An 11,917-nucleotide genomic window follows, 5' to 3' on the forward strand; every position below is an offset into this window, starting at 1 on the left:
GACCATCCACCAAAAGCGGATGATCGCACCAAAATAATTGGCACTGACATTCATCGGCACACTGTTGAGTTCTCAAAGAACACGCACACACCATCACTCACGAATTTCACAACTCGCTCGTTCCGGGGCAACTGTTCCAGCCTAGATCCATCACCACACAGACGCAAATCCGTGCCGCTTCCGAACCCAGGGGCAGTACGAAACCTTACCAGAAGATTTCGAACCAGATATTCAGGCGCTCTCGTCCAACCTCGTTTTCCCAGTCCCTGTCGGTCCGGGTCGGTGTCCGTGTCGCTCTGACCTGGATTAAGTTACGCGAGCACCCCCGCAAACACCAAATCGCCAGGTCAACGCCGATTTCAGAGGAAGGACCGGCAAGTCGGTGGGGACGGCGGGCCGGCCACGCCGCCACGGGCCCCTATAGAGAGGCCGATCTGTAGAGAAGGTGTCTATCTATAGGGAGACAGGTACAGCGCCTCCCCCGGATTCCGGGATACAGGGAGCAAGATGCCGAACTCCGGGGCGTGATCCTGCGTCGGGTCACGGATGCCCTTACTACTCGAGTAACGTTCTCGCTTGAGTTGAGCGAGGAAGGGTGCCGTGACGTCGTCGGGGAACATGGTGGGGCTGTTCGCCGGAATCGGCGGCCTCGAGCTGGGGCTCGGGGAGAACGGGTGGAATACCGAACTCCTGTGTGAGGTCGACCCCGGCGCGCAAGCGGTGCTGCGTGCCCGCTTCCCCGATGTTCCCCTCCATCCGGATGTCACCCAACTGCGTTCCTTGCCGCAGGGGACCGAACTGGTCGCGGCGGGCTTTCCCTGCCAGGACCTGTCCCAGGCCGGCCGCACCGCCGGGATCACCGGAACCAAGTCGAGCCTCGTGGACGAGGTGTTCCGTCTCGTCCGGCGCAAGAACGGGCCGCGCTGGCTCGTCATCGAGAATGTTCCGTTCATGCTCCAACTCAGCCGCGGTGCTGCGATGCGCCACATCACCGATGCGCTCGAAGACCTCGGGTACACGTGGGCCTACCGGGTCGTGGACGCTCGAGCCTTCGGCCTTCCCCAGCGCCGGCAGCGCGTGCTCATGGTGGCCTCGCGCACGGACGATCCACGCGCCGTCCTGTTCGGGCAGGATGCCGGCATGCCCGTCGACGGGAACCCCGACCTGTTCCCGTGCGGCTTCTACTGGACGGAAGGTGTGCGCGGTTTGGGTTGGGCGGTCAATGCCGTGCCCACCCTCAAGGGCGGTTCGACTCTCGGTATCGCGAGCCCACCGGCCGTGCGGTTGCCCTCCGGCGAGATCGTGACCCCGGGGTTGACCGATGCCGAACGACTCCAAGGATTCGACCCCGACTGGACCGCACCTGCCACTCAGGCGGTGGGCGTCCGGACCGGGCACCGCTGGCGCCTCGTCGGCAACGCCGTCAGTGTCCGGATGGCGACCTGGGTGGGTCATCGCGTGAACAATCAGATCGACTACACCGCCGATCACGAAACTCCCCTCGAACCCGGCGATCCGTGGCCCACCGCGGCGTGGGGTGCTCACCGCAAGGCGTTCCGCGTGCACGAATCGCAGTGGCCCGTCCACGACCCCTACGAGGACCTCGGCGGTTTCCTCGACGATTCGCGGTTGTTGTCCGCCCGCGCGACCGCCGGATTCCTCCGCCGGGCGCGATCGGGCAGCCTCCGCTTTCTCCCCGGCTTTCTCGACGACGTCGAGAACCACCTCGACCGCATGGGCGGCTTCCCGCAGGCCGCCGCGTAGGAGGTCGCGATGCCTCCGTCCGATGAACTCCGGCCTGCGCGACCGCAGACGGACGCGCGTACCAGCGCACGGATGAGCCGGCAACGTCGGCGGGACACCGCTCCGGAAGTGGCGTTGCGACGCGAACTGCATCGCCGCGGGCTGCGCTTCTACGTGGACAGGGCGCCATTGCCCGGCGTGCGACGGCGCGCCGACGTGGTGTTTCCCCGCCGCCGCGTCGCGGTGTACGTCGACGGCTGCTTCTGGCATCGGTGCCCGCTGCACGCGACCGATCCGAAGAACAACGCCGAGTGGTGGGCCGACAAACTCGCAGGCAACGTCAAGCGCGACCGCGACACGGATTCTCGCCTGATCGCTGCGGGGTGGACGGTGATCCGGGTGTGGGAGCACGAAGACCCGATGACGGCGGCCACGCGGGTCACGGATGCGCTCCGGCCCCCGGCCGCACCCCCACCGGAGTCACCTGCCGATTCTCCGCTGGACGATTCCGATACAGATTGAGTAATTCTTCCGATGCGCGCGCCGGCACGACCGCGCTTCACTGGAGTCATGGTCGAGCAGAAACAACGGACCCAGCGAGGTACCCGGCCGCTGTTCAACGATTCGATGACCGGCAAGTCGGACCTCGTTCTCGTCACCGCCTTCGCTGCGCTCGCTGCAACGACGTGGTGGCTCCTGTTCTGAAGTCGTGCGCCGGCGTCGTCCGCGTCAGGCCTTGGTGAGTTCCGCGTACCGCGCGATGTGGTGGTCCGCGGTACCGAACTCGTACTCGATCGCCGTCAGACGCTTGAAGTAGTGCCCGACCGCAAGTTCCTCGGTCATGCCCATTCCCCCGTGCAACTGGACGGCGTTCTGCCCGATAAAGCGCGCCGCACGGCTGATGGTCGCCTTCGCCGCCGAGATGGACCGTGCGCGGGCGAGATCGTCGGCCTCGAGGTGCATGACGGCCAGGTACACGGCCGATATCGCCTGCTCGAGTTCCATGTACATGTCGACCATGCGGTGCTGCAACGCCTGGAAGCTACCGATCGGGTGACCGAACTGCCGGCGTTGTTTCGTGTACTCAACCGTGTCGGCCAGGACCTTCCGCATGAGGCCCACCGCTTCTGCCGCCACCGCGGTGGTGGCCTCGTCGACCCCGCGGGACACGGACGGCCACGCGCCGCCCTCGTCACCGAGCAGGGCGTCCGCAGGGACACGCAAACCGGAGAAGACGAGATCCGAGGCACGGCGATCGTCGATGGTCCGATACGAGTGCATCTCCACTCCGGCCGGAGGGTTCGCGGGATCGAACTCGACGAGGAAGAGCGACACCCCCGCGGTGTCGCGGCGGTCACCGGCCGTACGGGCGGTCACGAGCAGGTGTGTTGCCAGCGGAGCGCTCGTGACGACAATCTTGGCACCGTCGATCACCCACTCGCCGCCGTCCCGGCGCGCGGTGGTCGTCACGTCGTGGAAGACGTAGCCGCTCGTCGGTTCCGTTGCCGCGAACGCGGTGACCGCCTCCCCCGACGCGATCGCTTCGAGTACCGCGTGTGCCCGAGGTCCACCGGCGCGATGGAGCATCCCGCCCCCGAGCACGACGGTGTCCACATAGGGCTCGACGACGAGGGCATGCCCCAGAGCTTCGGCCACGACCATCAATTCCACCGGGCCGCCGTTCATTCCTCCGACGTCTTCCGGAAGTGTGGCGCCGAGGATGCCGAGTTCTTCGGACAGGGCGCGCCACACGTCGGGCTGCCACCCCGCGCCGGTGGTCGCTGCCTTTCGGCTCCGGGCCAGGTCGTACCGGTGTGCAAGAAACCCGGTGACCGAATCGCGGAGTAGTTCTTGCTCTTTGCTCAAACCGAAGTCCATCAGAGCCCCAATGCTGCTTTGGCGAGGATATTTCGCTGAATTTCGTTGCTACCGGCGTAGATCGAGCCTGCGCGGTCGTTGAAATAGCGCAGCGGCGCTACCGCTTGCCAGTCTTCGCCACTGACGTAACAGTCGGCGGGCGGTGCGTAGTCGGCGATCGGGCCACCAGGCGCAGTGACGTGCGGTTGGTACACGCGCCCCCGTGGTCCAGCGGCCTCGAGAGCCAATTGCGTCAGCGTCTGGCTGAGTTCGGTGCCGAGCACTTTGAGCATGGACGACGCCGGGCCCGGGTCCTTGCCCGCGGACAGCGCTGCGAGCGTGCGGTATTCGAGGATCTCCAGTACGTCGGTACGAATACGGGCGTCGGCGAGTTTGGCAGCGAATGCGGGATCGTCGACGAGCGCGCGACCGGCGGGGCCGGGTTGCCCGGCTGCCGCGACCGCGATGCGCTCTGCGAGGACCTGGAGTGCGGGCGCCGCAGCTGCTCCACCTCGCTCGAACACCAGCAGGTACTTCGCGACGGACCAGCCGTGGTCGATCTCGCCCAGCACGTTCTTCTTGGGGACCCGCACGCCGTCGAAGAACACCTGGTTCTGGACCTCTTCGCCGGAAGTCATCACCAGGGGCCGGATCTCGATGCCCGGGGAGGTCATGTCGATGAGCAGGAACGTGATGCCCTGCTGCTTTCGTTCGGTTCTGGTGGTTCGCACGAGCGCGAACATCCAGTTCGCCTCCGTCGCGTGGGTCGTCCAGATCTTGCTTCCGGTCACGACGAGATCGTCACCGTCGTGCACAGCCGCCATGTTCAGGGAGGCGAGGTCGGAACCGGCTTCGGGTTCCGAGTAGCCCTGGCAGAAGAAGACGTCACCGGTGAGGATTCCGGGCAGGAAGAACTCCTTCTGTGCCTGTGTGCCGTACGCGATGATCGCATGGGCAACCATCCGGATGCCCATCGGAGACAAGGACGGCGCACCGGCGAGGATCGATTCGCGACCGAAGATGTAGTGCTGCGTCTGCGTCCAGTCGCATCCTCCGTACTCCACCGGCCAGGCCGGCGCGGCCCATCCCCGCTCGTGGAGGATGCGCTGCCACTCCATGCTCGCCTCGTGGTCGGAGTACACGCTGGTGGCCAGCCTGCCGGCACGTCTCAGGTCGGGCGTGAGCTTCTCGTCGAGAAAGGCGCGGACCTCGTCTCGGAAGGCGGCGTCGGCGTCGGACCACGCAAGTTCCATGTCTTCTCCTCCGCAGAGCGCGACCGCCAGACGTCGGCTGATCGTGCGAATCGTCGTTAACTTCTCGGCACCGTCCCGGAATCTACTGTCGTTCGCACAACCTCGTCAACACATCCTTTTCTCCCGGTACCGGCGTCGTTCCGCTCTCCCGTCGAGCCCGACCAGCCTCGAGCAGGCGGCCGCCCCGGGGTGAGAGGCCGGATTCACTCGCGGGTCGGTCGGCGCCGCACCGCAGCTGGCCAGTGGTGACTGTCGTCACAACATCGGGTAGAACAGTCTTCTGACAATGGAATAATTGCACTCTCCGATTGGATCATCATGACTCTTGAAGAGTGCCGGCGCACGGAGGTAGTCCGTTGAAGTTCTGGACCGGGACCGCATTCATGAAAACGACGGAAATGCCGGCGGTGGCGACCATGCTCGACCAGGCAGGCTTCCACGGCGTGCTCGTCTCGGACCACCTGATCTATCCGAAAGAGATGAAGACCGTCTATCCGGGACACGAGAGCGGAAAGATGTTCTGGCACCCGGAGACGGACTGGCCGGACGCGTGGGTCCTCATCGGAGCCATGGCAGCCGTCACCGAGAACCTGCACTTCGGCAACAACGTCTACATCGCGCCGTCGCGCCCCCTTCTCGAGGTCGTGAAACAGGTGGGCACCGCAGCGGCGATCTCACACGGCCGCGTGTCCATCGGCCTCTCCGCCGGTTGGATGCGCGAGGAATTCGAGTTGCTGGGCCAGGACTTCGACAACCGCGGCCCGCGCCTCAACGAGATGATCGAGGCGCTGCGCGCACTATGGAAGGGCGGATGGGTGTCCTTCAAGGGCGAGTACTACGACATCCCCGAGATGACGATCGAGCCGCACCCGCCCGCTCCCGTACCGATTCTGTGCGGTGGAGAATCCACAGCCGCACTCAAGCGAGCCGCCCGCTACTGCGACGGCTGGGTCGGCACGGCGTACACCATCGACGACGCCGAGAAGTGGATCGAGCGGATCAACGGTTACCGACGCGAATTCGGACGTGAGAACGAACCGTTCGACATCATCCTCGGTCTGCGCGACCAGCCGTCCACCGAGCTGTACAAGCGGGCCGAGAAGATCGGGATCACGGGCGTGATGTGCTCGCCGTGGGCCAACTGGGAAGCCACCCATTCCGGCGACCACGATCACCTCCTCGGGACTGCGGAGCGCTACCGCGAGCCCATCGAGCGGTTCGCGGAGGAGATCATCACGAAGCTGGTGTGACACGACCCGCAATGCAAGAACACCCCGCCGGCAATGCCGGCGGGGTGTTCTTGTGCGTGCGCCCGAAGGGATTCGAACCCCTAACCTTCTGATCCGTAGTCAGATGCTCTATCCGTTGAGCTACGGGCGCATGTTATTCAATTGTCGTCAGTGACGGTACACCAACTGGCGGAGGCGAGAGGATTTGAACCTCCGGTCCCCGGTAAGGGGGACAACTCATTAGCAGTGAGTCCCATTCGGCCGCTCTGGCACGCCTCCTCGGGGATTCGAAGCTCTCGAACCGCCGGGACGAAAGATTACACATGCACCGCACCGAAACGCAAAACGGCTGGTCAACGCAGGTGAGTGTCGAACCAATCGTAGATGCGGCGTCGCGCGTCGACGATCGCCGCTTCCGCATGGTCGGTCGCGGGATCGGCCGACTCGTGCACGACCGGCGGTTCATCCGGCCGATGGGCGAGCCCGTCGTAACTGACCACAAGCGCCGGTGCATCCGACCGGCCCGCAGCCTCACGCAACGCGGCGACCTCCGACGGCGGGGTCTTCGGGTCGTCGTCGCCGTACAGGCCGAGCCATGGCGCCCGGAGCGACCCGACGATGTCGACGAGCGACCGCGCACCGTGCTGCGTGGCCTGCACGATGCCGGGCGAGGCAACGCTCACGACGGCACCGACGACCCGCTCCGCGGCAACATAGAGCGCGGCGGTGCCCGCATCGTCGAACCCGAGCACCCCGATCATGTCGGGGCTGATCCCTTGCCCGGCGATCCACCGGAAGGTCGCGTCCACGTTCGCGTAGAACTCGTCCCCGAATTGTTCGGCGTTTTCCGGACCACGAGCATCCTGTGTGGGCTCGGGCGCGACGACGAGCCACCGATCGGCGGCGAGCGTCTCGATGAAGTCGCGGAGGGCCGGCGAGAGTCCGTGGGAGCGGCGTAACACCACGATGCTCCCGCGCGGCCTCGAATCCGGACGAACCACTGTCAGCGGTACGTCCCCGGTACCACCGATCCGTGGCGCAGCATCATTGCTGGTTTCCGGCATGGTGTCCACGATGACACGCCCACCGGGTACCCGCACGGAATCGTCGGGAGCATAATCGGCTGGTGACCCCTCGGACCCGACCCGACCTCGCCTCGATCCCGGCCTACGTTCCCGGGCGCACGTTTCCCGGCGCTGTGAAGCTCGCCAGCAACGAGACGACCGCCGGCCCGTTGCCCTCCGTGCGCAAGGCCATTCTCGAAGCCGCCGCCGACGTGAACCGGTATCCGGACAACGGTGCCACGGCGTTGCTCGCAGCGCTGTCGGAGCGGCTGCAGGTCCCCGTCGAGAACATCGCGGTCGGCTGCGGATCGGTGAGCCTGTGCCAGGAACTCGTGCAGGTCACCTGCGAGCCCGGCGACGAGGTGATCTTCCCGTGGCGATCGTTCGAGGCGTACCCGGTGGTCGTGGCCGTCGCCGCCGCAACCGCGGTACCCGTGGCGAACACCCCGGAGCACGGCCACGAGCTGAAGGCGATGCTCGCGGCGATCACCGACCGGACCCGCCTGATCTTCATCTGCAATCCCAACAATCCGACCGGCTCACTCCTCGGGAAGAAGGACCTCGAGCAGTTCCTCGACGAAGTCCCGTCCGACGTCGTCGTCGCGCTCGACGAGGCGTACTTCGAATATGTGCGGCCCACCTCGGATGACGACTTCGCAGACGGTCTCGACCTGGCGAAGAACCGCCACAACGTGGTCGTGCTGCGGACGTTCTCCAAGGCGTACGGACTTGCGGGCCTGCGGGTCGGGTACGCGGTCGCCGCTCCCGAACTCACCGCGGCCATGAGCAAGGTGCACACCCCGTTCTCGGTCAACGCGATCGCGCAGAAGGCGGCCATCGCGTCGCTCGAGGCCGCCGACGAACTGCTCGCGCGCACCGAGCATGTCGTCGCCGAGCGACGCCGCGTGCGCGACGCGCTGCTCGAAGCCGGCTACGACGTGCCCGAGAGCGGTGCGAATTTCCTCTGGCTGCCTCTCGGCGACCGGTCTGCGGCCTTCGCCGAGGCGGCGGCAGAGGCAGGCGTGATCCTGCGGAACTTCACCGGCGACGGCACGCGCGTGACGATCGGCGACCCGCACGAGAACGATCGGTTCCTCGCCTTCGCGACAGGTCAGGGCCGGGCACTCGCAGGACTCGCCTGACCTGTGACGAGACCCAACCGTTATCCCTAGGTATCGGTGACGTGACCCTGCGCTGACACACTCGGGCGGTTGATACGGATCCGACTCGGAGGCGCTGCATGGATGGAGGCAAGGCACGCCGTGCCCTGTCCGCCTGTGCACTCGCCGCGGTCGTGTGTGCAGGCACCGGTGTCGCACCCGCTGCTGCGGAGCCCCCGAACGTGGTGCCGGTGCGCCTGATCGCCTTCGGTGATCTCCACGGCAACCTCCTGCCGCCGCAGGGACCGCGCAGCGAAGTTGTCAGGTCCGACGGCACCTCCGTCGCCGCAGGTGGGGTGGCACATCTCGCGGCCTACGTGCGTCAGCTCCGTGCACAAGCAGACCATTCGATGTTGTACGCGGTAGGCGACACGTGGGGGTCGTCCCCGCTCGAATCGGCGATGTTCCACGACGAGCCCACCGTCGAGTTGCTGAACGATCTCGACGTCACGGCCGCCGCACTGGGCAACCACGAACTCGACCAGGGATACGCGGAGCTGACCCGTCTGCGCGACGGAGGATGTCACCCCGAGGACGGGTGTCGTTACGGCGAGACGTTCGAGGGTGCTCGCTTCCCCTTGCTCGCCGCGAATCTCACGACCGAGGACGGGACGCCCGCCGCGCTGCCCTTCAGCATCAGTTATGTCGACGGAATCCCGGTAGGCACCATCGGTGTGCTTCCCAGCAACACGCCGGACTTCATCCGGTCCGACTCCATCGCGGGCCTTCGGTTCGGCGACGAGATCGAGGCGGTAAACCGAACCGCCGACCTACTCGATTCGCTGGGGGTCCGCGCCGTCGTCCTTCTCTACAAGGGCGATATCGGCACCGGCGGGGAGAACGACCCCTGCCATCCCGTCGACGGTCCGGCGAACTTCGTCGCCACTGCCGTGTCCCCGAAAGTCGATCTGATCGTCACATCGGACGGTGACAAGCACTTCAACTGCACGTATCCCGATCCGCTGGGCCGGCCACGTACCGTCGTGCAGGGCGCCTCGCACGGGCGCATCATCTCCGTGGCAGATCTGATGATCGACCGCGAAACCCGCGACGTATTGCGGGATCACACGCTGGCTTTCACCCAAGTCATCACCCATGACATCGAACCCGACCCACAGACCCAGCAGTTCGTCGAGCGCGCGGTCGAAATGTCCGACGCGGTCGCCGGTCGTCGCGTGGGTTCCGCCTCGGCGGACATCACCCGCGAAGCGGGTCCCAGCGGCGAATCCGCGCTCGGCAACCTCGTTGCCGATGCCCAGCTCGCAGCAGCCCGATCGGTGGGAGCACAAGTGGCACTGACGAATCCAGGTGGCCTTCGCAGCGACCTCATCTGCGGAGAAAACGGAATGGTCACGTACGGGCAAACATACGCGGCGCAGCCTTTCGGCAATCGCCTCCAGGTGCTCGAACTCACCGGCGCCCAACTCGACGAACTTCTCGAGCAACAATTCCAGAAGACGGCGAACGGCAACGCGCTCGAATGGATTCTCGCGCCGTCACACAACTTTCGATACACGCTCGACCGGATCGCTCCCCCGGGCGATCGAATCCGGGATCTCACGATCGACGGGGAGTCGGTGGATCCCGAACAGAACTACCGCGTGGTGGTCAACGACTTCCTCGCGGAAGGTGGTGACGGCTTCGACGTCTTCACCCACGCCCGGCACCGAACCGGCGCCGGAGAGGAACTCGACGCTCTCAACTCCTATTTCGCGGCCCACGATCCCGTCGTCCCGCCCACAACAGACCGCATCCACATGCACTAGCCGCGAACCTACAGTTGGAGAGCAGCTTTCAGCGTCGGCCACGCGGTCTTGATGTCGTCCTGCCAGTACGCCCACGAGTGGGTACCCCACGGCCGGTATACGACCCGCGCCGGAATATCCAGTTGCCGCAGGCGACGGTCGAAGGTCACCGTGCACGCCAGCGTGCCGAGTTCGAGCGGCGTACCGCCGGTCAACACTTCTTCGCCCGAACCGAAGTCGTAGGGGCCCACGAGACCGTTGCCCGTACTGAGGAAGATCTCCTTGCCGCGCAGCCGCTCGGCGAGCAGGTACGAATCGTGTTCCTCCCAGACCGGGTCACCCGGAGGTCCCCACATATTGTCCGGATTCCCGCCCTTGTAGGCGACGGTTCCGCGCACCGAGTCGCGGGACGACTCACGCGAGGTATCGAAGCATCCGCTCAGCGCCGCAACGCCTCGATACAGATCGGGGTGCCGCGTGATGAGGCCCATCGCCCCGGTCGCCCCCATCGACAATCCGGCGACCGCGTTGACCCCGTTGCCGTGGAACCGTGCGTCGATGAGCTGCGGCAGTTCCTGCGTCAGGAAGGTTTCCCATTTGTTGACGCCGAGTACGGGGTCGGGGTTCCGCCAATCCGTGTAGTAACTCGCCGTGCCGCCGATCGGGAGCACGACGTTGACGTTCTTGTCGGCGACGAATTCCTCGATGTCGGTGCGCTGAGTCCACGTGCTCTCGCGGAACTCGGACTCCTCGCCCGCACTGACCCCGTCGAGCAGGTACAACGTCGGTCGTGGGCCGTCACCGGCGGGATGGAGCACCTGTACCCGGAGCACGCGCTGCATCGCGGGCGAGAACACCTCGACGTCCGTCCGCTGTTCGGTGACCGTTACCGTGCGCTCGATCGCCGCGACAGGCGCCGGCTGGGCGTGCGAGAGCGACGGAATTCCCACTATCGACATCACAACCACGCTGAGCGCGGTGATGAACCTTTTCGGCATCGAGCTCCCCGTCCCCCGACGACATGGATCATGATCCCAACTCGGCCGCGCGTGCGCGGTCAAGCTCACTGGTAGCGGCCCTAGTCCCCTTCACCGAGATCGTGACCGGTCCTGGGCAGCGCGCAGCACCGGCGGCGCCGGCTGGTACATCCATGTTTCCCCGGATCGCGTGCGGGGAAACCCCTGGAACATGACCGTACTCGTCGTAGCCGGGAGCAACCGAGGAGTGACTCACCAGGTCGCGCAAGTGATCGCAGAGTCCCTCGGAACACGCGATATCGAGGTCACGTTGGGCGAGAGCAGCGATCTCGACCGCGTGGCGGAGTTCGAGGCGATCATCATCGGCAGCGAAGCCGAGAGCGGGAAATGGCCCGCTGCCACCGGAGACCTGTGCCGCCGTTACGCGGACGCCTTGATTCAGCAGCAGGTGTGGTTGTTCTCCGCACCCGTGGAGGAGAACAGCGCCATCCGCGGTGAGGTCGAAGTGCCCGAACTCCTCGCGGCTCTCGCCGCGCGCGACCACAAATATTTTCCGACTTCCGACCCCGACGAAGTCATGACGTGGACGTCGCTCATCGCGGACGAACTCGAAGGAAACAGCTGACACGTCCCCGGGACGACAAGTCCTTCGCCGGGTCGGAGAAGTACCGGCGGACATGCCTGTTCGACGCCTGTGTCGCCGCCGTCGAGGCCGGTCATGTGACGTAGATGGTTGCCACGACCAACGATCTGGCGCGCCAAACTCACCGAAAGGCCGGGATCCGGAGCATTACCTGGTGACGGCGTCCGCTCGCGTCGGCGGCCACGGACTGCGCGGCCAGGACGAGATCCTCGACTTCTGGCTCGGTGGTTCTCGACTACCTCGGCG

11 protein-coding genes and 2 tRNA genes are annotated in these 11,917 nt (G+C 65.7%); 7 read left to right on the forward strand and 6 right to left on the reverse strand.

What is annotated here, in order from left to right; genetic code table 11:
- Positions 1–618 precede the first annotated feature (618 nt).
- The 3 genes from ACFWU2_RS00005 to ACFWU2_RS00015 are packed head-to-tail and all read left to right on the forward strand — an operon-like array spanning position 619 to position 2,448.
- Complete coding sequence (locus ACFWU2_RS00005; protein WP_378600120.1) at positions 619–1,764, forward strand: DNA cytosine methyltransferase; 1,146 nt, start codon at positions 619–621, stop codon at positions 1,762–1,764.
- A gap of 9 nt (positions 1,765–1,773) precedes the next feature.
- A complete protein-coding gene (locus tag ACFWU2_RS00010; protein ID WP_378598412.1) occupies positions 1,774–2,265 on the forward strand; it encodes a very short patch repair endonuclease in 492 nt (163 codons plus the stop codon).
- A 48-nt stretch (positions 2,266–2,313) separates the two neighbouring features.
- Entirely contained in the window at positions 2,314–2,448 is a 135-nt protein-coding gene (locus tag ACFWU2_RS00015) for a hypothetical protein (RefSeq protein WP_378598415.1), read from the forward strand.
- A 24-nt stretch (positions 2,449–2,472) separates the two neighbouring features.
- On the opposite strand, the gene ACFWU2_RS00020 is transcribed toward ACFWU2_RS00015, so the two are convergent.
- Together ACFWU2_RS00020 and ACFWU2_RS00025 are read right to left on the reverse strand one after the other, a co-directional pair.
- Positions 2,473–3,621, reverse strand: coding sequence for an acyl-CoA dehydrogenase family protein (locus ACFWU2_RS00020; protein WP_378598419.1), 1,149 nt, complete (start codon positions 3,619–3,621; stop codon positions 2,473–2,475).
- On the reverse strand, positions 3,621–4,853 hold the full coding sequence (locus ACFWU2_RS00025) for an acyl-CoA dehydrogenase family protein (protein WP_378598422.1): 1,233 nt from the start codon (positions 4,851–4,853) through the stop codon (positions 3,621–3,623). Before ACFWU2_RS00025 ends, ACFWU2_RS00020 begins: the two co-directional genes overlap by 1 nt.
- A 356-nt stretch (positions 4,854–5,209) precedes the next feature.
- Between ACFWU2_RS00025 and ACFWU2_RS00030 the strand changes: the two genes are divergently transcribed.
- Positions 5,210–6,103, forward strand: coding sequence for a TIGR03619 family F420-dependent LLM class oxidoreductase (locus tag ACFWU2_RS00030; protein ID WP_378598425.1), 894 nt, complete (start codon positions 5,210–5,212; stop codon positions 6,101–6,103).
- Between the two features lie 57 nt (positions 6,104–6,160).
- On the opposite strand, the gene ACFWU2_RS00035 is transcribed toward ACFWU2_RS00030, so the two are convergent.
- The 3 genes from ACFWU2_RS00035 to ACFWU2_RS00045 all read right to left on the reverse strand — a co-directional run bounded on the left by ACFWU2_RS00035 (position 6,161) and on the right by ACFWU2_RS00045 (position 7,146).
- Positions 6,161–6,233, reverse strand: a tRNA-Arg gene (locus ACFWU2_RS00035).
- Between the two features lie 36 nt (positions 6,234–6,269).
- A tRNA-Ser gene (locus ACFWU2_RS00040) sits at positions 6,270–6,361 on the reverse strand.
- A 74-nt stretch (positions 6,362–6,435) separates the two neighbouring features.
- The gene (locus ACFWU2_RS00045; protein ID WP_378598429.1) at positions 6,436–7,146 is read right to left on the reverse strand and encodes a dienelactone hydrolase family protein; all 711 of its coding nucleotides are present in this window, start codon (positions 7,144–7,146) and stop codon (positions 6,436–6,438) included.
- Between the two features lie 62 nt (positions 7,147–7,208).
- Here ACFWU2_RS00045 and hisC point away from each other — a divergent pair, with 62 nt between their 5' ends.
- On the forward strand, positions 7,209–8,288 hold the full coding sequence (hisC, locus tag ACFWU2_RS00050) for a histidinol-phosphate transaminase (RefSeq protein ID WP_378598432.1): 1,080 nt from the start codon (positions 7,209–7,211) through the stop codon (positions 8,286–8,288).
- A 98-nt stretch (positions 8,289–8,386) separates the two neighbouring features.
- Positions 8,387–10,072, forward strand: coding sequence for a bifunctional metallophosphatase/5'-nucleotidase (locus ACFWU2_RS00055; protein ID WP_378598435.1), 1,686 nt, complete (start codon positions 8,387–8,389; stop codon positions 10,070–10,072).
- Positions 10,073–10,080: 8 nt separating this feature from the next.
- Here the strand turns inward: ACFWU2_RS00055 and ACFWU2_RS00060 are convergent, their stop codons facing one another.
- Positions 10,081–11,049, reverse strand: coding sequence for an alpha/beta hydrolase (locus ACFWU2_RS00060; protein ID WP_378598439.1), 969 nt, complete (start codon positions 11,047–11,049; stop codon positions 10,081–10,083).
- Positions 11,050–11,239: 190 nt separating this feature from the next.
- Here ACFWU2_RS00060 and ACFWU2_RS00065 point away from each other — a divergent pair, with 190 nt between their 5' ends.
- Positions 11,240–11,653 carry a flavodoxin domain-containing protein gene (locus tag ACFWU2_RS00065; RefSeq protein WP_378598442.1) on the forward strand — a complete coding sequence of 138 codons (414 nt, stop codon included), beginning with the start codon at positions 11,240–11,242 and terminating at the stop codon, positions 11,651–11,653.
- Positions 11,654–11,917: the final 264 nt, after the last annotated feature.

The organism is Rhodococcus sp. NPDC058639 (assembly GCF_042717545.1).
GTDB lineage: Bacteria > Actinomycetota > Actinomycetes > Mycobacteriales > Mycobacteriaceae > Rhodococcus.